At 55.1% G+C, this 21759-nt stretch carries 17 protein-coding genes and 2 tRNA genes; 15 read left to right on the top strand and 4 right to left on the bottom strand.

What is annotated here, in order from left to right; genetic code table 11:
• The first annotated feature begins 75 nt into the window (after positions 1 to 75).
• Positions 76 to 1578 (top strand): glutamate/gamma-aminobutyrate family transporter YjeM, encoded by a 1503-nt coding sequence (gene yjeM, locus CKO_RS15715; protein ID WP_024130798.1) that lies wholly within the window; start codon positions 76 to 78, stop codon positions 1576 to 1578.
• Between the two features lie 84 nt (positions 1579 to 1662).
• On the opposite strand, the gene mscM is transcribed toward yjeM, so the two are convergent.
• From mscM to rsgA, 3 genes are all read right to left on the bottom strand, one after another.
• Positions 1663 to 4989, bottom strand: a complete 3327-nt coding sequence (mscM, locus tag CKO_RS15710; protein ID WP_024130797.1) for a miniconductance mechanosensitive channel MscM — start codon at positions 4987 to 4989, stop codon at positions 1663 to 1665.
• A 16-nt stretch (positions 4990 to 5005) separates the two neighbouring features.
• Positions 5006 to 5974, bottom strand: a complete 969-nt coding sequence (asd, locus tag CKO_RS15705; RefSeq protein WP_012134448.1) for an archaetidylserine decarboxylase — start codon at positions 5972 to 5974, stop codon at positions 5006 to 5008.
• A gap of 91 nt (positions 5975 to 6065) precedes the next feature.
• Positions 6066 to 7118, bottom strand: coding sequence for a small ribosomal subunit biogenesis GTPase RsgA (gene rsgA / locus CKO_RS15700; protein ID WP_024130796.1), 1053 nt, complete (start codon positions 7116 to 7118; stop codon positions 6066 to 6068).
• Between the two features lie 106 nt (positions 7119 to 7224).
• On the opposite strand from rsgA, the gene orn reads away from it, so the two are divergent.
• The 3 genes from orn to CKO_RS15685 all read left to right on the top strand — a co-directional run bounded on the left by orn (position 7225) and on the right by CKO_RS15685 (position 8267).
• On the top strand, positions 7225 to 7770 hold the full coding sequence (gene orn, locus CKO_RS15695) for an oligoribonuclease (protein WP_012134446.1): 546 nt from the start codon (positions 7225 to 7227) through the stop codon (positions 7768 to 7770).
• Between the two features lie 277 nt (positions 7771 to 8047).
• Positions 8048 to 8123: transfer RNA gene (locus CKO_RS15690), tRNA-Gly, on the top strand.
• A gap of 68 nt (positions 8124 to 8191) precedes the next feature.
• Positions 8192 to 8267: transfer RNA gene (locus tag CKO_RS15685), tRNA-Gly, on the top strand.
• A gap of 269 nt (positions 8268 to 8536) precedes the next feature.
• Here the strand turns inward: CKO_RS15685 and queG are convergent.
• Positions 8537 to 9676 carry a tRNA epoxyqueuosine(34) reductase QueG gene (gene queG / locus CKO_RS15680; RefSeq protein WP_012134445.1) on the bottom strand — a complete coding sequence of 380 codons (1140 nt, stop codon included), beginning with the start codon at positions 9674 to 9676 and terminating at the stop codon, positions 8537 to 8539.
• Between queG and nnr the strand changes: the two genes are divergently transcribed.
• The 11 genes from nnr (at position 9675) to purA (ending at position 21599) form a co-directional block, all read left to right on the top strand.
• Complete coding sequence (gene nnr, locus CKO_RS15675) at positions 9675 to 11222, top strand: bifunctional ADP-dependent NAD(P)H-hydrate dehydratase/NAD(P)H-hydrate epimerase (protein ID WP_012134444.1); 1548 nt, start codon at positions 9675 to 9677, stop codon at positions 11220 to 11222. The genes queG and nnr overlap by 2 nt on opposite strands.
• A complete protein-coding gene (tsaE, locus tag CKO_RS15670; protein WP_012134443.1) occupies positions 11194 to 11655 on the top strand; it encodes a tRNA (adenosine(37)-N6)-threonylcarbamoyltransferase complex ATPase subunit type 1 TsaE in 462 nt (153 codons plus the stop codon). Before nnr ends, tsaE begins: the two co-directional genes overlap by 29 nt.
• Positions 11656 to 11671: 16 nt before the next feature.
• Positions 11672 to 13003 carry an N-acetylmuramoyl-L-alanine amidase AmiB gene (gene amiB, locus CKO_RS15665; protein ID WP_012134442.1) on the top strand — a complete coding sequence of 444 codons (1332 nt, stop codon included), beginning with the start codon at positions 11672 to 11674 and terminating at the stop codon, positions 13001 to 13003.
• A 9-nt stretch (positions 13004 to 13012) separates the two neighbouring features.
• A complete protein-coding gene (mutL, locus tag CKO_RS15660) occupies positions 13013 to 14872 on the top strand; it encodes a DNA mismatch repair endonuclease MutL (protein ID WP_012134441.1) in 1860 nt (619 codons plus the stop codon).
• On the top strand, positions 14865 to 15815 hold the full coding sequence (gene miaA / locus CKO_RS15655; RefSeq protein WP_012134440.1) for a tRNA (adenosine(37)-N6)-dimethylallyltransferase MiaA: 951 nt from the start codon (positions 14865 to 14867) through the stop codon (positions 15813 to 15815). Before mutL ends, miaA begins: the two co-directional genes overlap by 8 nt.
• Before the next feature lie 84 nt (positions 15816 to 15899).
• Positions 15900 to 16208 carry an RNA chaperone Hfq gene (gene hfq, locus CKO_RS15650; protein ID WP_012134439.1) on the top strand — a complete coding sequence of 103 codons (309 nt, stop codon included), beginning with the start codon at positions 15900 to 15902 and terminating at the stop codon, positions 16206 to 16208.
• 73 nt (positions 16209 to 16281) lie between these two features.
• Entirely contained in the window at positions 16282 to 17562 is a 1281-nt protein-coding gene (gene hflX, locus CKO_RS15645) for a ribosome rescue GTPase HflX (RefSeq protein WP_012134438.1), read from the top strand.
• A gap of 92 nt (positions 17563 to 17654) precedes the next feature.
• Positions 17655 to 18911 (top strand): FtsH protease activity modulator HflK, encoded by a 1257-nt coding sequence (hflK, locus tag CKO_RS15640; RefSeq protein ID WP_012134437.1) that lies wholly within the window; start codon positions 17655 to 17657, stop codon positions 18909 to 18911.
• Between the two features lie 2 nt (positions 18912 to 18913).
• On the top strand, positions 18914 to 19918 hold the full coding sequence (hflC, locus tag CKO_RS15635) for a protease modulator HflC (RefSeq protein WP_012134436.1): 1005 nt from the start codon (positions 18914 to 18916) through the stop codon (positions 19916 to 19918).
• 82 nt (positions 19919 to 20000) lie between these two features.
• Positions 20001 to 20198 carry a DUF2065 domain-containing protein gene (locus tag CKO_RS15630; RefSeq protein WP_024130795.1) on the top strand — a complete coding sequence of 66 codons (198 nt, stop codon included), beginning with the start codon at positions 20001 to 20003 and terminating at the stop codon, positions 20196 to 20198.
• 102 nt (positions 20199 to 20300) lie between these two features.
• Positions 20301 to 21599, top strand: coding sequence for an adenylosuccinate synthase (purA, locus tag CKO_RS15625; RefSeq protein ID WP_012134433.1), 1299 nt, complete (start codon positions 20301 to 20303; stop codon positions 21597 to 21599).
• Positions 21600 to 21759: the final 160 nt, after the last annotated feature.

Raw genomic sequence — 21759 nt, 5'->3', positions numbered from 1 at the left:
GCTGACCTCTGCAAGGGGGCAGTGCAAACCGGTGAGCGCCGTTTAGCCAACGTGCCCAGAGTAAGGGATGGTTTCATGAACCAGACAATAAAGAAGATGAGCCTGGCTGGCCTCATCCTGATGATATTTACGTCCGTTTTTGGTTTTGCCAATAGCCCGTCGGCGTTTTATTTAATGGGGTATAGCGCGATCCCGTGGTATATCTTTTCTGCATTATTATTCTTTATTCCATTTGCCTTAATGATGGCTGAAATGGGTTCTGCTTATCGAAAAGAAGAGGGCGGAATCTATTCGTGGATGAATAATAGCGTTGGCCCGCGTTATGCGTTTATCGGCACTTTTATGTGGTTCTCCTCCTATGTTATCTGGATGGTGAGCACTGCGGCGAAAGTCTGGGTGCCTTTCTCTACGTTCTTGTTTGGTGCAGATATGACGCAGCACTGGCGGATCGCCGGGCTTGAACCGACGCAGGTTGTTGGTCTGCTCGCCGTCGGCTGGATGATTCTGGTGACCTGTATCGCATCAAAGGGAATTAATAAAATTGCGCGTATTACGGCAGTAGGGGGGATTGCCGTGATGTGTCTTAATTTGGTTTTGTTGTTAGTGAGTGTCGCTATTTTGTTATTAAATGGTGGGCATTTTTCGGAAAATATTAATTTTGTCTCCTCACCCAATCCCGGATATCAATCCGGCCTGGCCATGCTCTCATTTGTTGTTTTCGCTATTTTTGCCTACGGCGGAATTGAAGCGGTAGGCGGCCTGGTGGATAAAACAGAAAAGCCGGAAAAGAACTTTGCGAAAGGAATTGTTTTTGCGGCAATTGTTATTTCCGTTGGTTATTCGCTGGCGATATTTTTATGGGGCGTTAGCACCAACTGGCAACAGGTATTAAGTAATGGCTCCGTTAACCTCGGAAATATCACCTATATTCTGATGAAAAGCCTGGGGATGACGTTGGGTAACGCGCTGCATCTGTCGCCGGAAGCGGCAATGGCGACCGGCGTCTGGTTTGCGCGTATCACTGGCCTCTCCATGTTCCTTGCCTATACCGGCGCGTTCTTTACGCTGAGCTACTCGCCATTGAAGGCCATTATCCAGGGAACGCCAAAAGCGCTGTGGCCTGCGCCGATGACGACGCTGAACGCGGCAGGTATGCCAGCTACCGCAATGTGGATGCAGTGTCTGCTGGTGAGTCTGTTTATTCTGCTGGTCTCTTTTGGCGGTGATACCGCGTCGGCGTTTTACAACAAACTGACGCTGATGGCGAACGTGTCGATGACGTTGCCGTACCTGTTCCTCGCGCTGGCCTTCCCGTTCTTTAAGTCTCGCGAAGGCCTGGAACGGCCATTTGTGATCTTCAAAACCCATGTTTCTACGATGCTGGCAACGGGCGTGGTCGTGCTGGTGGTGACGTTTGCGAATGTGTTTACCATCATTCAGCCGGTGATTGAAGCCGGGGACTGGAATAGCGCGCTGTGGATGACCGGCGGCCCGATATTCTTCTCGCTGTTAGCGATGGCGATTTATCAGAACTACAGCCGCCGGATGGCAAACCAGCCCCAGTGGGCGGTGGAGTAATCTTTTTGCCGTTACCCGGCCTACGCGTTCATTGCTGTTCTGTAGGCCGGATAAGGCGAAGCCGCCATCCGGCATTATTACGGCTTACAAACTTCCCGCCGGGCGACTTTTCCTGGCGGCGGATGTCAGCGTTCTTCCAGTCTGCCTGCCATTCAGGCTTTCCAGGCGCATCTGGAACGGCGGGAATGGCATATCAATACCGTGCTCATGGAAGCCCGCCAGAATCAACTGGTGGATTTCGTGGCGCAACGGCATACGGTGCCCCATCTCTGCGGCATAGATACGCAGTTCGAAGATCTGAATCCCCTGTTGCAGGTCAACCAGGAATACTTCCGGCGCCGGGTTGTCGATCACCAGTGAACAGCGGTGCGCCGCAGTCAGCAGAATTTGCGTCACCTCTTCGCTATTAGCGTCTGACGGCGCTGGGATGGTCAGCACCACACGCGTTACCGAATCAGACAGCGACCAGTTGATAAACTGCTCGGTGATGAACGCTTTGTTCGGCACGATAATCTCTTTACGGTCCCAGTCGCTGATGGTGGTGGCGCGGGTGTTGATTTTGGTCACGCTGCCGGTAAGGTCGCGAATGGTCACCGTATCGCCAATACGAATCGGCTTTTCGAACAGGATGATTAAGCCGGAAATAAAGTTGGCGAAGATCTCCTGTAAACCAAAGCCCAGACCGACACCGAGCGCGGCGACCAGCCATTGTAACTTCGACCATTCAATGCCAATCATCGAGAAACCGACCAGCCCGCCAATCAGCATCAACAGATACTTGGTGATGGTGGTGATGGCGTAGCCGGTGCCGGGCGTCAGATCCAGATGCTGCAAGAGCGCCAGCTCCAGCAGTGCGGGCAGGTTACGCACCAGTTGCGTGGTGATGATAAACACCAGGATCGCAATCAACACCGCGCCCAGCGTAATCGGCTCCAGACTTTCAACCCCTTGCACCGTGGAGGTGACATCCCACAGCGAGATATTCTCCAGGAAGCCAAAGGCGGAATGGATTTCCGACCACAGCACAATGACCGACAGCAGGGCGATAAGCATCAGGATAGAACGTACCAGGCGCAGCGACTGGGCGCTGATGGCGTCGAGATCCACTTCGCTTTCATCCACTTCGACGGCCCCTTCGAGGCTGGTGGAGTGGGCGGGTTCTTCTTCACCGCGCGCACGTTGCGCCAGCATTTCGGCCCGGCGATGCTTAGCGCGATCGAACGCCAGACGGCGACGTTGAATCAGCATCCAGCGGCGAATGACGTGATAGATAACCAGCAGCAGGAACCAGATGGCGACGGAGGTCTCCAGTCGCGCCAGCAGCGCCTGCGCGGTGGCCAGATAGCCGACAGCGGCCGCAAGGATCGCAATGAGCGGCGCGCCCATCAGCAGGTTCCAGAGCATACTGTTGACCATATTGTCGCCGCTGCCCTCTTTATCGAGGTACAGCGGGATACCGGCGCGCTTCAGACTCAGCGTGACAATCGCGAGCGCGCCGCAAATCAGGATGAAGCAGAGACGCCCCAGCGACGCGGAGAACTCCCGATCGTTAAGATTATCAAACATAATCAGCGCCATAATGAGCGGGACAATCAGCCCGATGCTCATCAGGTAATAGCGCATGGCGCGCGCGACACGGTTTCGGGGCCAGCCAAAATGCGCCACAAACAGACCGTTAGGGCGGGCAAAGGTGGCGCAAATCATGACGACCCACAGCAGCGGAACCGTTGCTGTCACCCCGTCGCCGATGGCGACGGCCAGAGGATAAGGCCATGCCTCCTGCAACCCATAGCCCAGCGTGGCCCACAGTACGGGCAGCGGGGAGGCGACCAGAATAGACCAGAACACGGTGCGCAGCGTCAGCCAGAAGTGATCCTGCGTGACTTTCCCGACGCGGGAGGATGAACGCTCCAGAAAACGGGTGAAATGTTTGCGCGAATAGAGACTAAAACCAACCAGCACCAGCGCGCCAAACAGCGGCAGCAACGTCTCCTTGCTGGTAAGCATCATGATGCTGGCTTTGCCGAGCTGATTGAACGTATCCAGTGAGATCAGTCGACGCAGATCCTGAACGAGGCTGATAGGCCACGAGAGCGACATCGGACTCACGTCAGACGTCCAGAACAGGTAACGGTGAGTGGCTTCGTTGACCTCTTTCAGCGCGTCTTCCAGTTGACTATTGGACACTTTCAGCTTGGTGAGTTCGAGGATCAGCGTATCACCGCCCTGCAACAGTGAATTCAGCAGCTCGCGTTGGGTACGCAGTTGGGCGTCAAGAATGCGGCTCTGCTCAGAGGTCAGCGTTTGACCGTCGGCCTGGCGAATCTGACGTAGTTGCGGTTGTTTGTTGAGCAGGTCTTCGTAGCGCATACGGTGTACGCGCAGTTGCGCCATTTCGGTATCTAACTGCTGCGGCTTGGGCATTTCTGGGAGACGCGATACCTGCGCGCGCAGGGCTTCCCCCAGCATATTCGATACGCCTAACCACTGCGACTGTTCCCGCAGGGTGTTCAGGGCCTGACGAACCTGTAGCGTCTGGCTGGTGGCCTGGCGTTGCTGTGAGGCCACCAGATCCATGCGTTGCGCCTGCTGGTTAAGCGCCTGCGACAGCTCGCGGTTCACCTTGAACTGTTCGATAATGCCCGGCGGCAGATCAGCGCTGTTTTCCGCCAGCAGTTCGGTGCTTTCCAGCGCTCGCTCTGCTTCTCGTTGGCGCTGGCTGTTTAATTGATTGCGTAATGCCTGCAACCAGGCATCCAGCTGTTGGCTCTGTTTTTCCGCCAGTTCGGAGCGCATTCGCGCCAGTTCCTGACGGTTATTCGCCGAAAGCTGCGCCAGTTCCAGCTCATCAACCTGCGCTTTGAGCCTGGCGGATTCGGCCTGCATACTCAGATTTTGCGCCTGGTTGAGCGGGGAGTTGCCGCTGGCGGTGCCAATGCGCCGCTCAATCTCATTTAACTGGCGACGGGCATCCGTTTGCTGTTGTGGAAGCTGGCTTAACGAATCAGCGATTTCACGGGCGCGCTCTCGCTCCTGCTGGGCCTGACGGCTTTTATCCAGCAACTGGCTGCTGACCTGGAGGATCTCCTGGCTTAGCGCATCGGTGGACATGCCTGGCGGCACGCTGCGCGGTTCGTCGCGCAAGTTATTGAGCTGTGCGCGTAGCGTCGCGGACAGCTTAGGGAAATTGTCGATGACCTGCTGATATTGTTCGGCGCGCTCAAGAGAACCTTTTCGTTCCTCAAGCGCGTTCAGCGCAGACTGGAGGGCCTCTACGGCCTCTGGCTGAGCGGGTTTTGCCGCTTTAGCCTGCTCCAGTTCCTGGGCAATCAGTTTGGCGTCGGGGGCCGTCGCAGCGTACGCCCCCAGGCTGAGGCACCAGGCCATCAGAAAAGTGATAATCAGGCGCACAGCAGCGATCCTTTATTTAACTTTCGTCTTTCTTGTCGTCAACCAGCGGGCTGGCGTCGTGTTCGGCGTTGATCTCTTCTTCCGGCAGCGGCGCGGGTTCCGCTTCAGGGGTCACGAAGAGTTCGGTAGAAACGGCCAGCGGCTGACCGATTTTGGTCACTGACAGGCTTTGTAGCTGTTCAGCCAGCGTGACTTTACCCGGCGCAAACAGGTTGATCACGGTTGAACCCAGTTTGAAACGGCCCATCTCCTGACCTTTCAACAGCGCCACAGACCCTTCGCTTTCCCCTTCCGGCCAGGTCCAGCGTTTGATCACGCCTTCACGCGGCGGCGTAATGGTTCCCGCCCAGACGGTTTCGATGCTGCCGACAATGGTCGCCCCGACCAGAATTTGCGCCATTGGACCAAATTCCGTGTCAAACAGGCAGATCACGCGTTCGTTACGGGCAAACAGGTTTGGCACGTTTTGCGCGGTCAGGTGATTCACCGAGAACAGATCGCCCGGTACGTAGATCATCTCGCGCAGGATGCCGTTGCACGGCATGTGTACGCGGTGGTAGTCGCGCGGAGAGAGGTAGGTGGTGACAAACGAGCCGTTGCGGAACAGGTCCGCCATCAGGTAGTTACCTGCCAGCAGCGCTTCCAGGCTGTAGTTGTGACCTTTCGCTTGCAGGATTTTATCTTCTTCTATTTTACCTGACTGGCTGATCACGCCGTCAGCCGGCATCACCAGTACGTTTGGATCGGTATTCACCGGACGGACGTCGTCACGCAGCGGACGAACAAAGAAATCGTTAAAGGTGCGATAGCTGGCGGTATCCGGCTTCTGCGCCTCTTTCATATCGACCTTGTAGTATTTCACGAACAGATCGATAACCAGTTTGGTCAGCCAGCCCGCTCGTTTTCTTGCGCCCCAGCCCGCCAGGCGAGTGAGCCATAGTTTCGGCAGAATGTATTGTAGCGAAAGTTTAAATGAGTTTAACAAGGTAGCCTCCAGGCCATTGTTGTTCCTGAACCGGCATTGACGCCGGCATCCTGAAAAAAGGGGACGATTCTAGCGATGCTTAGCGTAGTTGTCAGTCGTCCATATCAGAAAAGTTTTTACGTGTTTTTACCTGTGCCATGCTTTCCAGAATGCGGTGATAATTTTCGAAACGGGTTTCTGCAATTTTACTGTCTTCTACCGCTTCACGGATGGCGCAACCTGGGTCGGTATCATGCTTGCAGTCGCGATATTTGCAATGGCCCAGGTAGTCATGAAATTCGACAAATCCGTGGGTGATTTGTTCCGGTTCGAGATGCCAGAGGCCAAATTCGCGTACCCCGGGGGAGTCAATCACATCGCCGCCGTGCGGGAAGTGATACAGGCGCGCGGCGGTCGTGGTGTGCTGCCCCAGACCGGAGTTATCCGACACATCATTGGTGAGGATCGCTTCCTGTAGGCCCAGAAGGGCGTTCAACAGGCTCGATTTTCCAACGCCAGACTGCCCGGCAAAGATGCTGATACGGCCGGTTAGCGCCTCTTCTAATGGTTTGAGGCCATCTTGCGTATGGCTGGATACCATCAACACGCGATAGCCGATGTCGCGATAGATATCCATCTGCTCGTTAACGAAGTCCATCCCTTCGTCATCCAGCAGATCGATTTTATTGAGCACGATAATCGGTTCAACCTGCAACGTTTCGCAGGCCACCAGGTAGCGGTCGATAATATTGAGCGACAGCTCCGGCAAAATGGCGGAGACAATGACGATTTGGTTGATATTGGCGGCAATAGGCTTCACGCCGTCGTAGAAATCCGGGCGCGTTAGCACGGAGGTGCGTTCGTGTACGGCTTCGACGATCCCTTTGACGTTGACGCCTTCAGCCGCCGCTTTACCCGGACGCCAGACGACGCGATCGCCGGTGACCAGCGAACGGATCGTGCGACGGATGTTGCAGCGGTGAATCTCGCCATCGGCGGATTCTACGTCGGCATGCATGCCAAAGCGGCTAATGACGATACCTTCAGCGGTCTCGCCGAACAGGTTGTCATCGAAGTCTGCCTTCTCCGTGGACGTTTTTAGACGACGCTGGTGATTGGCTTTCACGCGGCGCTGTTGGCCTTTGGAGAGTTTATTTTTACTCAATCGTACTGGCTCCTGGTCGCCCGCAATGGGCAAAACATCTATGATACACGCTATTTTAGATGAATATAGTCACACTGACTGTGACCTCTGAAGGGTGGAAAATAGCATGAGTGCCAATGAAAACAACCTCATTTGGATAGATCTTGAGATGACCGGCCTGGATCCCGAGCGCGATCGCATTATTGAGATCGCGACGCTGGTGACCGATGCCAACCTGAATATCCTGGCGGAAGGGCCGACGATTGCGGTGCATCAGTCTGCTGAACAGCTGGCGTTAATGGATGACTGGAACGTGCGTACCCATACCGGAAGTGGTCTGGTGGATCGGGTAAAAGCCAGCTCGTTTGACGATCGCGCCGCAGAACTGGCGACCATTGAATTTTTAAAAGAGTGGGTTCCGGCAGGTAAATCACCGATTTGTGGCAACAGCATCGGCCAGGATCGCCGTTTTCTGTTTAAGTACATGCCTGAACTGGAAGCCTATTTCCACTATCGCTATCTGGATGTGAGTACGCTGAAAGAGCTGGCGCGTCGCTGGAAGCCGGAAATCCTTGCCGGTTTTACCAAGCAGGGGACGCACCAGGCGATGGATGATATTCGCGAGTCGGTGGCGGAGCTGGCTTATTACCGCGAGAATTTTATTAAGCTGTAAACGGCGTGTTTGCCGGATGGCGAAGCGAAGCGTCTTATCCGGCTTACGATTTGCCTGCCGGGTGTGCTTGCGGCGGGGTGAATTTGGCGCTAAATTGTACGCTTTGCTGATAAATTCAACACTCAGAACGAAAACGGAAAAAATTGCGTTTTAGGGGGTTGCAGCAGAAAGGATTTCTCGTATAATGCGCCTCCCGTAACGACGCAGAAATGCGAATTACGACAGCAACAAATTTAATCACAGAATTTCAGATAACAGTCTGAAAAACGAAGATTAAGCGGGAATAGCTCAGTTGGTAGAGCACGACCTTGCCAAGGTCGGGGTCGCGAGTTCGAGTCTCGTTTCCCGCTCCAAAATTTGAAAGCAACACCAGATACCCAATCGCAGGATTTCAGGCAGCGGCTTGGAAGACGAAGATTAAGCGGGAATAGCTCAGTTGGTAGAGCACGACCTTGCCAAGGTCGGGGTCGCGAGTTCGAGTCTCGTTTCCCGCTCCAAATTCTTATCTCCATAAAATTATCCACAGCGTATTTTCACGTTGGGGACCTTCTATTTTGCCTCTGAAACACTCTTGTAAACAGACTTATCCACAGGTCCAGGCATTATTCCTGGAATACAAAAAACTTCGCCTGGTGAATAGTAACTTTGTAACTTATTGAAATTGATAAATTAATTATCATTTCGAAATGTTAATGCGATCACTTGACGATTTTTTCCCTCTTGAATCGCAATGTCTTTTTATTTTTATACACAAGCTGTGGATGACTCAGGCGTCGCGCGGCAGTCCCTTTTCAATGACCCTGACCAGGCGTTGTTTCTTCGGTAATTGCACCTCCACCACGCAGGCATTTCGCTTCTCAATTTGCTGCGCAATCGCCCACTCTATGTGTTCATCGAGAAGTGGGTGCTCACCCCGGCGACTTTCCAGGGCGGTAATCACGGCGTTATCCCAGGGCGCATTGCCTAACGCGACGGCAATATTTCGCAGCCAGCGTAAGTGACCAATGCGGCGAATCGCCGATCCTTCCGTAACTTTTAAAAACCAGGCTTCGCTCCAGCCAAACAGTTCAATCAGCTCTGGCGCGTGAAGATGCTTGCGGGGACTGAAATCTTCTTCATCGGTCAGTTGCGAGTAGCGGTTCCACGGGCAGATAAGCTGACAATCGTCGCAGCCGTAAATCCGGTTGCCCATTAATGGCCGAAGCGCTTCTGGTATCGCCCCCTCCAGCTCAATCGTGAGATAGGAGATGCAGCGGCGCGCATCCACCGTGTAGGGCTCGACGATTGCGCCGGTCGGGCAGATGGTCAGACAGGCAACGCATTTCCCGCAGCCTTCTTCAACTGGCGCATCAATGGGGAGAGGCAAATCAATTAACAACTCCCCCAGGAAAAAGAACGAACCGGCTTCGCGGTTAAGGATTAGTGAGTGCTTACCTGTCCAGCCAAGCCCGGCTTTTTCAGCCAGAGGACGTTCCAGAATGGGCGCAGAATCGACAAACGGTCTAAAATTCAGCGAAACGCAGTGCTGCTGAATCCTCTCGCCGAGTTTTTTGAGACGGTTACGTAACAGCTTATGGTAGTCACGGCCCAGCGCATAACGGCTGACGTAGCCCAGAGAGGGATTTTTTAGGGTACTGGCGAAAGCGGCATTGGCAGGCAGATAATTCATGCGCACACTGATGACGCGCAGCGTGCCGGGCAATAATTCGTGAGGGCGGGCGCGCATCATTCCGTGGCGAGCCATCCAGTCCATTTCGCCGTGGTATTGTTTATCCAGCCATGCCTGTAATTTGGGTTCGCTGGCGCTGAGATCGGTATCGGTAATACCGACCTGCTGAAAGCCCAGTTCCAGCCCCCACTGTTTAATATTTTGCGCTAACTGATTGAGATCGAGGGGCTCTGACATGACGGACCATACAATGAAGAAAAACCCCGCAAGTATACCACACTCCATCTGGCCCGCCGATGAGATCAAACGGGCGGAACGCGAGGCGGCGGACAGCTTAGGGCTGACGCTGTATGAGCTGATGCTGCGGGCGGGGGAAGCCGCATTTCAGGTTGCACGCGACGCGTACCCCGATTCACGGCGCTGGCTGGTGCTTTGCGGTCACGGTAATAATGGCGGCGACGGCTACGTGGTGGCGAGGCTGGCGAAAGCCGCAGGTATTGAGGTGACGCTACTGGCGCAGGAGAGCGATAAGCCGCTTCCTGAAGAGGCGGCGCAGGCGCGCGAGGCGTGGCTCAATGCCGGGGGCGTCATTCATGCGTCGGATATCATCTGGCCGGATCATATTGATGTGATTATTGACGCCCTGCTGGGGACCGGCCTGACGCAGGCTCCGCGCACCTCCCTCTCTACGCTTATTGAACGAGCGAACAGCCATCCAGCGCCGGTGGTGGCTATTGATATCCCCTCCGGTTTGCTGGCGCAAACGGGCGCCACGCCTGGTGCGGTGATGAATGCCGCGCATACCGTTACCTTCGTTGCGCTGAAACCCGGTTTGCTGACGGGCAAGGCGCGGGATGTGGTGGGAGCGCTGCACTTTGACGCGCTGGGTCTGGAAAGCTGGCTGGCAGGACAAGAGGTACGTATCCAGCGCTTTGCGGCTTCGCAACTTTCCCACTGGCTGACACCACGCCGTCCGACGTCGCATAAAGGCGATCATGGTCGGCTGGTCATTATTGGCGGCGACCACGGGACGGCGGGAGCGATACGTATGACCGGCGAAGCGGCGCTGCGTGCCGGAGCAGGATTAGTGCGGGTGCTGACGCGTAGCGAAAATATCGCGCCGTTGCTGACCGCCCGTCCCGAACTGATGGTGCATGAACTGACGCCTCAATCTCTTGATGACAGTCTGCAATGGGCGGACGTGGTGGTGATAGGCCCTGGGCTCGGACAGCAGGAATGGGGTAAAAAAGCGCTACAGAAAGCTGAGAATTTTCGCAAACCGATGCTCTGGGATGCGGATGCGCTGAACCTGCTGGCAATCAATCCCGATAAACGTCACAATCGCGTGATCACGCCGCATCCGGGGGAAGCCGCGCGGCTACTGGGTTGTTCTGTCGCAGAAATTGAAAGTGATCGCTTACTTTCAGCACGTCGTCTGGTAAAACGGTATGGTGGCGTGGCGGTGCTGAAAGGTGCGGGAACGGTCGTCGCCGCCCAATCGCATGCGTTGGGCATTATTGATGCCGGTAACGCCGGGATGGCCAGCGGTGGAATGGGCGATGTGCTTTCCGGCATTATTGGCGCATTGCTTGGACAGAAGTTTTCCCCGTATGATGCAGCGTGTGCGGGATGTGTTGCCCACGGTGCGGCGGCGGATGTTTTAGCGGCGCGTTATGGCACCCGCGGCATGCTGGCAACCGATCTCTTTTCTACGCTACAGCGTATTGTTAACCCTGATGTGATTGACGTAAACCATGATGAATCGAGTAATTCCGCTACCTGACGAGCAGGCGACTTTAGACCTGGGACTACGCGTAGCGAAAGCCTGTGACGGTGCGACCGTCATCTATTTGTACGGCGACCTGGGGGCGGGGAAAACCACCTTCAGCCGGGGATTTCTACAGGCGTTGGGCCACAAAGGTAATGTGAAAAGCCCGACCTACACGCTGGTTGAACCCTATACGCTCGATAACTTAATGGTGTATCACTTCGATTTATACCGACTTGCGGACCCTGAGGAGCTGGAATTTATGGGGATCCGTGATTATTTTGCCAACGATGCCATTTGCCTGGTGGAATGGCCGCAACAAGGTAAAGGTGTACTGCCTGACCCGGATGTCGAAATACACATAGATTACCAGGCGCAAGGTCGTGAGGCGCGCATTAGTGCTGTCTCCTCATCAGGTGATTTGTTGCTGGCGCGTTTGGCCGGTTAACCTTAAGGGTGGCGGGATGATTTATCGCATCAGAAATTGGGTGGTGGCAACGCTGGTCCTGCTGTGCGCGCAGGCGGGGGCCGCCAGCCTCTCCGATATTCAGGTATCTAACGGCGATCGGCAGGCGCGGATTACGTTCAGTTTTATCGGCGATCCTGATTATGCGTTTTCGCAAGAAGGTAAACGTACCGTCGCGCTGGATATCAAACAGACCGGCGTGATTCAGGGACTGCCGTTGCAGTTTAGCGGCAACAACCTGGTAAAAGCGATTCGCTCCGGTACGGCGAAAGATGCGCAGTCGTTGCGGTTGGTTGTCGATCTGACGGAGAACGGTAAAACCGAGGCTGTGAAACGACAGAGCGGCGGTAACTATACCGTGGTCTTTACCATCAACGCCGATACGCCTCCGCCGCCACCTCCACCGCCTGTCGTCGCAAAACGCGTTGAGACGCCGGTGGTCGCTCCGCGTCCGACTGAACCTGCGCGAAATCCGTTTAAAACAAACCAGGATCGCGCTACCGCTGTCACCAGCAGCAATACGGTAACGCGCCCGGCAGCGCGGGCGACATCCAGTAACGGCGACAAAGTGGTGATTGCCATTGATGCCGGTCACGGCGGGCAAGACCCCGGCGCTATTGGCCCCGGCGGGACGCGGGAGAAAAACGTGACGATTGCTATCGCCCGTAAGCTGCGCACGTTGTTGAATAACGATCCGATGTTCAAAGGAGTATTGACCCGCGACGGGGATTATTTCATCTCCGTGATGGGGCGCTCCGACGTGGCGCGTAAGCAGAACGCCAATTTCCTCGTCTCCATTCATGCGGATGCCGCGCCAAACCGAAACGCGACGGGCGCCTCGGTATGGGTGCTGTCAAACCGTCGCGCCAACAGCGAAATGGCGAACTGGCTGGAAGAACATGAGAAGCAGTCTGAGCTGCTGGGCGGCGCGGGCGATGTGCTGGCGAACAGTCAGGCTGACCCCTACTTAAGCCAGGCGGTACTGGATTTGCAATTCGGTCATTCCCAGCGCGTAGGGTATGATGTGGCGACAAACATGTTAGGTCAGTTGCAGCGCATTGGTTCGCTGCATAAGCGTCGCCCTGAACACGCCAGCCTCGGCGTGTTGCGTTCCCCGGATATCCCCTCGGTGCTGGTTGAAACGGGCTTTATCAGCAACAGCGGCGAAGAACGTTTGCTGGCAAGCGATGCTTATCAGCAGCAGCTGGCAGAGGCGATTTACCAAGGGTTGCGTAACTACTTCCAGGCGCATCCGGTGCAATCCGGGCCGCAGAGCGCTCCGGCGCAAACGGCCAGCGCGGTGTCGCCGGGCGAGTCGTTGATTAACTAAGGATTTTACATGCCGATTCAGGTTCTACCGCCGCAACTGGCGAACCAAATTGCCGCAGGTGAGGTGGTAGAGCGACCTGCGTCGGTTGTGAAAGAGCTGGTGGAAAACAGCCTTGATGCAGGGGCGACGCGGATCGATATTGATATCGAACGCGGCGGCGCAAAGCTTATTCGTATTCGCGATAATGGCTGCGGAATTAAAAAAGACGAGCTGGCGCTGGCGCTGGCCCGCCATGCCACCAGTAAAATCGCCTCGCTTGACGATCTCGAAGCGATTATCAGTCTCGGATTTCGCGGCGAAGCGCTGGCAAGTATCAGCTCGGTTTCGCGTTTAACCCTCACGTCACGTACCGCGGAACAGGCGGAAGCCTGGCAGGCCTATGCCGAAGGGCGTGATATGGACGTGACGGTAAAACCGGCGGCGCATCCGGTCGGCACCACGCTGGAGGTGCTGGACTTGTTCTACAACACGCCGGCACGGCGCAAGTTTATGCGCACCGAGAAAACCGAGTTCAACCACATTGACGAAATTATCCGCCGCATTGCGCTGGCGCGCTTCGACGTCACCCTTAATTTGTCGCACAACGGTAAAATGGTGCGCCAGTACCGCGCGGTTGCGCAGGACGGGCAGAAGGAACGTCGATTAGGCGCGCTTTGCGGCGCACCGTTTCTGGAACAGGCGTTGGTGATTGAATGGCAGCACGGCGATCTGACGCTGCGCGGCTGGGTGGCCGATCCTCACCATACTACGGCGGCGCTGGCGGAAATCCAGTACTGCTACGTGAACGGCCGCATGATGCGCGACCGGTTAATCAATCATGCGATTCGTCAGGCCTGTGAAGACAAACTGGGCGGCGATCGGCAACCGGCATTTGTGCTGTATCTGGAGATTGACCCGCATCAGGTGGATGTGAACGTGCATCCGGCGAAACATGAGGTGCGTTTCCATCAGTCGCGGCTGGTGCATGATTTCATCTATCAGGGCGTATTGAGCGTGCTACAGCAGCAGCTTGATGCGCCGCTGCCGCTGGCGGAAGAAGCGCCTGCGCCGCGTCACATCCCGGAAAACCGCGTGGCGGCCGGGCGTAATCATTTCGCTGAACCGGCCTCTGCGCGGGAACCCGCCGCGCCGCGCTATTCCACGTCGTCAGGGGCAACCGGCGGACGTCAGCCTGCTGCCAGTTGGCCGCATGCCCAGCCGGGCTACCAGAAACAGCAGGGCGAAGTGTACCGCCAGCTGTTACAGACGCCCGCTCCGCGACAACCGGCGCTTGCACCGGAAGCAGAAACGGCAGCGCCGTCGCTGGCAGGGCATAGCCAGAGTTTCGGTCGCGTGCTGACCATTGTCGGCGCGGATTGCGCATTGCTTGAGCGTGACGGCAATATCCACCTGCTGGCGCTGCCCGTGGCGGAACGCTGGCTGCGTCAGGCCCAACTGACGCCGGGGCAGACGCCGGTCTGCGCCCAGCCGTTGTTGATTCCGCTGCGCTTAAAAGTGTCGGCGGAGGAGAAATCCGCGCTGGAAAAAGCGCAAACACCACTGACGGATCTGGGGATTGAATTCCAGTCAGATGCGCAGCATGTGACCATTCGTGCAGTGCCTTTACCCTTACGCCAACAAAATTTACAAATCTTGATTCCTGAACTGATAGGCTACCTCGCGCAGCAGTCAGCGTTTGACGCGGGCAATATTGCACAATGGATTGCGCGGAATTTGATGAGTGAACATCCGCAGTGGACGATGGCGCAGGCCATTACGCTGTTGGCTGATGTAGAGCGGTTATGTCCGCAGCTCGTGAAGGCGCCGCCGGGTGGTCTGTTACAACCTGTTGATTTACATTCGGTGATGAACGCCCTGAAACATGAGTGATGTAAGTAAGGCGAGCCTGCCAAAGGCGATTTTTTTGATGGGGCCGACGGCCTCCGGCAAGACAGCGTTAGCAATTGAATTGCGTAAAGTTTTGCCTGTAGAGTTGATAAGCGTTGATTCCGCCCTTATTTATCGGGGGATGGACATCGGTACGGCGAAGCCGACAGCTTCAGAGTTAAAGGCCGCTCCGCACCGATTGCTGGATATTCTCGATCCGGCGCAAGCGTACTCAGCAGCGGATTTTCGTCGCGATGCGTTAGCGGAAATGGCGGAGATTACTGCGGCGGGGCGTATTCCGCTGTTAGTGGGCGGCACCATGTTGTATTTCAAGGCGTTGCTGGAGGGACTTTCGCCCTTACCGTCGGCGGAACCTGAGATCAGAGCCCGAATTGAGCAACAGGCGGCAGAGCAGGGATGGGATGTGTTGCACCGACAGCTTCAGGATATTGATCCGGTCGCTGCCGCACGGATTCATCCAAATGATCCGCAAAGACTTTCCCGGGCACTGGAAGTTTTTTTCATTTCGGGTAAAACTTTAACGGAACTGACGCAAACGTCAGGAGACGCTCTACCGTATCAGGTGCATCAGTTCGCCATCGCCCCGGCGAGCCGTGAACTGCTCCATCAGCGAATTGAGCAGCGTTTTCATCAGATGTTGGCTTCAGGTTTTGAAGCAGAAGTTCGGGCGCTTTTTGCCCGTGGAGATTTGCATACGGACTTGCCTTCCATTCGTTGTGTGGGATACCGCCAGATGTGGTCATACATTGAAGGCGAAATTTCATATGATGAAATGGTTTATAGAGGTGTTTGCGCCACGAGGCAGTTGGCGAAGCGTCAGGTAACCTGGTTGCGTGGTTGGGAAGGAGTACGCTGGCTTGACAGTGAAAAGCCTGACCAGGCGCGAAACGAAGTATTGCAGGTTGTTGGTGCTATCGCGAACTGAATGTGTACAATTGAGACGTATCGTGCGCAATTTTTCAGAATCGAAAGGTTCAAAGTACAAATAAGCATATAAGGAAAAGAGAGAATGGCTAAGGGGCAATCTTTACAAGATCCGTTCCTGAACGCACTGCGTCGGGAACGTGTTCCAGTTTCTATTTATTTGGTGAATGGTATTAAGCTGCAAGGTCAAATCGAGTCTTTTGATCAATTCGTGATCCTGTTGAAAAACACGGTCAGCCAGATGGTTTACAAGCACGCGATTTCTACTGTTGTCCCGTCTCGCCCGGTTTCTCATCACAGTAACAATGCCGGTGGCGGCACCAGCAGTAACTACCATCACGGTAGCAGCGCGCAGGGTACTTCTGCGCAACAGGACAGCGAAGAAACCGAATAAGGTTTTGGCTGTTTTACACACGGGGAGCCAGGGAACCTGCGTTCCCCGCTGATATATATCGAGGGGTTGACGCTTGTTTGACCGTTATGATGCCGGTGAGCAGGCGGTACTGGTACACATCTATTTTTCGCAAGACAAAGATATGGAAGACCTCCAGGAGTTTGAGTCTCTGGTCTCTTCCGCCGGTGTCGAAGCAATGCAGGTGATTACCGGTAGCCGTAAAGCACCGCACCCGAAGTACTTTGTAGGTGAAGGTAAGGCAGTTGAAATTGCGGAAGCCGTGAAAGCGTCTAACGCTGCGGTCGTGCTTTTCGATCATGCTTTAAGCCCGGCCCAGGAGCGTAACCTGGAACGTTTGTGTGAATGTCGCGTGATCGACAGAACCGGTCTTATTTTAGATATTTTTGCTCAGCGTGCACGTACCCACGAAGGTAAGTTGCAGGTTGAATTGGCGCAGTTGCGTCATCTGGCCACGCGTCTGGTTCGTGGCTGGACCCACCTTGAAAGGCAGAAAGGCGGGATTGGTTTGCGCGGTCCGGGTGAAACCCAGCTCGAAACCGACCGTCGTTTGCTGCGTAATCGTATTGTACAGATACAGTCGCGCCTGGAAAAAGTTGAGAAGCAACGTGAGCAGGGGCGGCAGTCGCGTATAAAAGCGGATGTCCCGACGGTCTCGCTGGTGGGATATACCAACGCCGGTAAATCCACCCTTTTCAATCAGATTACTGAAGCCAGGGTGTATGCCGCAGACCAACTGTTTGCGACCCTGGACCCGACGCTGCGCCGTATCGATGTCGCAGATGTGGGGGAAACCGTACTGGCGGATACCGTAGGGTTTATCCGTCATTTACCGCACGATCTGGTGGCGGCGTTTAAAGCGACCTTGCAGGAAACCCGGCAGGCCACGCTCTTGTTACACGTTGTTGATGCCGCTGACGTGCGCGTACAGGAAAACATCGACGCAGTGGATACGGTTCTCGAAGAGATCGATGCTCACGAGATCCCAACCCTGATGGTGATGAACAAGATCGATATGCTGGACGATTTTGAACCGCGTATCGACAGGGATGAAGAGAACAAACCAATCCGTGTCTGGCTTTCCGCGCAAACAGGGATTGGGATACCACAGCTTTTTCAGGCTTTGACGGAGCGGCTTTCCGGCGAGGTAGCGCAGCATACGTTGCGTTTGCCGCCGCAGGAAGGGCGTCTGAGAAGCCGGTTTTACCAACTTCAGGCAATAGAAAAAGAGTGGATGGAGGAGGACGGCAGCGTAAGTTTGCAGGTTCGCATGCCGATTGTCGACTGGCGTCGCCTCTGTAAACAAGAACCGGCGTTGATCGACTATGTGATCTAATGGCGGCTCGTCTGGAGCATGGAGTAATTTCGCCTTATCCCTCTCGTCGAAAGACAACGGGGATCACCGCATAACAAATATGGAGCACAAACATGGCGTGGAATCAGCCCGGTAATAACGGACAAGACCGCGACCCGTGGGGAAGCAGCAAACCTGGCGGCAACTCTGAGGGAAATGGAAACAAAGGTGGTCGCGATCAGGGGCCACCTGATCTTGATGATATCTTCCGCAAACTGAGTAAAAAGCTCGGTGGTCTGGGTGGCGGTAAAGGTACAGGCTCTGGCGGTGGTAGTTCATCGCAGGGGCCGCGCCCGCATATCGGAGGTCGTGTCGTTACCATCGCAGCGGCAGCGATCGTCATTATCTGGGCTGCCAGCGGTTTCTACACCATCAAAGAAGCGGAACGCGGCGTGGTGACACGCTTCGGTAAATTCAGTCACCTGGTTGAGCCGGGTCTGAACTGGAAGCCGACGTTTATCGATGAAGTTACCCCGGTGAACGTGGAAGCGGTTCGCGAACTGGCGGCGTCCGGTGTGATGCTGACTTCTGATGAAAACGTTGTGCGCGTTGAGATGAACGTGCAGTACCGTGTGACCGATCCGCAGCGTTATCTGTTCAGCGTGACCAGCGCGGATGACAGTCTGCGTCAGGCGACCGACAGCGCCCTGCGTGGGGTTATCGGTAAATACACGATGGACCGCATTCTGACGGAAGGTCGTACCGTTATTCGTAGCGATACCCAGCGTGAACTGGAAGAGACCATTCGTCCGTACAACATGGGTATTACTCTGCTGGACGTCAACTTCCAGGCAGCGCGTCCGCCGGAAGAGGTAAAAGCGGCGTTTGACGATGCTATCGCGGCGCGTGAGAACGAACAGCAATACATCCGTGAAGCGGAAGCGTACACCAACGAAGTTCAGCCGCGTGCGAACGGTCAGGCGCAGCGTATTCTTGAAGAAGCGCGTGCATACAGAACCCAAACCATCCTGGAAGCGCAGGGTGAAGTGGCTCGCTTCGCTAAAATTCTGCCGGAATATAAAGCCGCACCAGAGATTACTCGCGAGCGTCTGTATATCGAGACGATGGAAAAAGTGTTGAGCCATACGCGTAAAGTTCTGGTCAACGACAAAGGCGGCAATCTGATGGTTCTGCCATTGGATCAGATGCTGAAAGGCGCTAACGCGCCTGCGGCAAAAGACAGCACGGGTAACAATCTGCTGCGTCTGCCGCCGGCTTCATCGTCCAGCACGAGCGGAGCAAGCAATACCTCGTCCACCAGTCAGGGCGATATTATGGACCAACGCCGCGCTAACGCGCAGCGTAACGACTACCAGCGTCAGGGGGAATAACGATGCGTAAGTCAGTTATTGCGATTATCATCATCGTGCTGGTAGTGCTGTACATGTCTGTCTTTGTTGTCAAAGAAGGCGAGCGCGGAATTACGCTGCGTTTCGGTAAAGTTCTGCGTGACGATGAAAACAAACCGCTGGTTTATGAGCCGGGCCTGCACTTTAAGATCCCGTTCATTGAGTCGGTGAAAACGCTTGATGCGCGTATCCAGACGATGGACAACCAGGCCGATCGCTTTGTAACCAAAGAGAAAAAAGACCTGATCGTTGACTCCTACATCAAATGGCGCATCAGCGATTTCAGCCGTTACTACCTGGCGACAGGCGGCGGCGATGTTTCTCAGGCCGAAGTGCTGCTGAAACGTAAGTTCTCTGACCGTTTGCGCTCTGAGATTGGTCGTCTGGATGTGAAAGACATCGTGACCGATTCCCGTGGCCGTTTAACGCTGGAAGTGCGTGACGCGCTGAACTCCGGTTCTGCGGGAACGGAAGATGAAGTGGCGACTCCGGCGGCGGATAGCGCGATTGCCGAAGCGGCTGAACGCGTTGCGGCAGAAACCAATGGCAAAGTGCCGGTGATCAACCCGAACAGTATGGCGGCGTTAGGTATCGAAGTGGTGGATGTGCGTATCAAGCAGATCAACCTGCCGACCGAAGTATCCGAGGCGATTTACAACCGTATGCGCGCCGAGCGTGAAGCGGTAGCCCGTCGTCACCGTTCACAGGGTCAGGAAGAAGCGGAGAAACTGCGCGCGACCGCCGACTATGAAGTGACCAGAACGCTGGCGGAAGCCGAGCGTCAGGGCCGCATTTCGCGTGGTGAAGGTGATGCCGAAGCCGCGAAACTGTTTGCCGATGCCTTCAGTCAGGACCCGGACTTCTACGCCTTCATCCGTAGCCTGCGTGCTTACGAGAAGAGCTTCGAAGGCAATCAGGACGTGATGATCATGAGCCCGGACAGCGATTTCTTCCGTTACATGAAGACACCGAATACGGCAACACGTTAAAATCGTATCAACGGTTTTAGATGAACAAAACCACCGGCATCCTCAGGGAGGCGGTGGTTTTCTTTTTATATAAGGACGATGGATGAATTCAACTATCTGGCTGGCGCTTGCCCTCGTTTTGGTGCTGGAAGGTTTAGGCCCGATGCTGTATCCCCGCGCCTGGAAGAAAATGATCTCTGCCATGACGCAACTGCCGGAAAATGTTTTACGTCGTTTTGGCGGCGGTCTTGTGGTTGCCGGAGTTGTTGTCTACTACATGTTGAGGAAAACGATTGGCTGATCAAAAAGTAGTCGTATTTGCCGATCTTAGCATGCAAAAAGTGCTGTATATCTGAAAAAGCGATGGTAGAATCCATTTTTAAGCAAACGGTGATTTTGAAAAATGGGTAACAACGTCGTCGTACTGGGCACCCAATGGGGTGACGAAGGTAAAGGAAAGATCGTCGATCTTCTGACTGAACGGGCTAAATATGTTGTACGCTACCAGGGCGGTCACAACGCAGGCCATACTCTCGTAATCAACGGTGAAAAAACCGTCCTCCATCTTATTCCATCAGGTATTCTTCGTGAGAATGTTACCAGCATCATCGGTAACGGCGTTGTGCTGTCTCCGGCTGCGCTGATGAAAGAGATGAAAGGACTGGAAGACCGTGGTATCCCTGTCCGTGAGCGCCTGCTGCTGTCTGAAGCCTGTCCGCTGATCCTTGATTATCACGTTGCGCTGGATAACGCGCGTGAGAAAGCGCGTGGCGCGAAAGCGATCGGCACCACCGGTCGTGGTATCGGCCCGGCTTATGAAGACAAAGTGGCTCGTCGCGGTCTGCGCGTTGGCGATCTGTTCGATAAAGCTACCTTCGCTGTAAAACTGAAAGAAGTGATGGAATATCACAACTTCCAGCTGGTGAACTTCTACAAAGTGGAAGCTGTTGACTACCAGAAAGTGCTGGATGATGTGATGGCAATTGCCGACATCCTGACCTCTATGGTTGTTGATGTTTCCGATCTGCTGGACCAGGCGCGTAAGCGTGGCGATTTCGTCATGTTCGAAGGCGCGCAGGGTACGCTGCTGGATATCGACCACGGTACTTATCCGTACGTTACCTCCTCTAACACCACTGCGGGTGGCGTAGCGACCGGTTCTGGCCTGGGGCCGCGTTATGTGGACTACGTTCTGGGTATCATCAAAGCTTACTCCACTCGCGTGGGCGCGGGTCCGTTCCCGACTGAGCTGTTTGATGACACCGGCGAGTTCCTGTGCAAGCAGGGTAACGAATACGGTGCCACCACCGGTCGTCGTCGTCGTACCGGCTGGCTGGACTCCGTTGCTGTGCGCCGTGCGGTGCAGATCAACTCCTTGTCTGGCTTCTGCCTGACCAAACTGGACGTGCTGGACGGTCTGGAAGAGGTGAAAATCTGCGTGGCTTACCGTATGCCGGATGGCCGTGAAGTGACCACCACACCGCTGGCAGCGGATGACTGGGAAGGCATCGAGCCGATCTACGAAACCATGCCGGGTTGGTCTGAGTCCACCTTTGGCGTGAAGGATCGCAGCGGCCTGCCGCAGGCGGCGCTGAACTACATCAAACGTATCGAAGAACTGACCGGCGTGCCGATTGATATTATTTCTACCGGCCCGGACCGTACTGAAACGATGATTCTGCGTGACCCGTTTGACGCATAATTTGGGGTCATGGCGCAGTGCCTGATGGTGCTGCGCTTATCAGACCTGTTCACACTGTAGGCCGGATAAGGCGCTTTTCGCCGCCATCCGGCTTAATACAGCGTAAGATCCTCGCTTTTTTCCTTCCCGAACTGAAATAAATTAGCGACCTGGCTGGTGG

Origin of the sequence: Citrobacter koseri ATCC BAA-895 (genome assembly GCF_000018045.1) — a bacterium.
Taxonomy (GTDB): domain Bacteria; phylum Pseudomonadota; class Gammaproteobacteria; order Enterobacterales; family Enterobacteriaceae; genus Citrobacter_B; species Citrobacter_B koseri.
The sequence above is the reverse complement of the archived record's forward strand: the minus strand, read 5'-3'. Positions and strand labels throughout refer to the sequence as shown.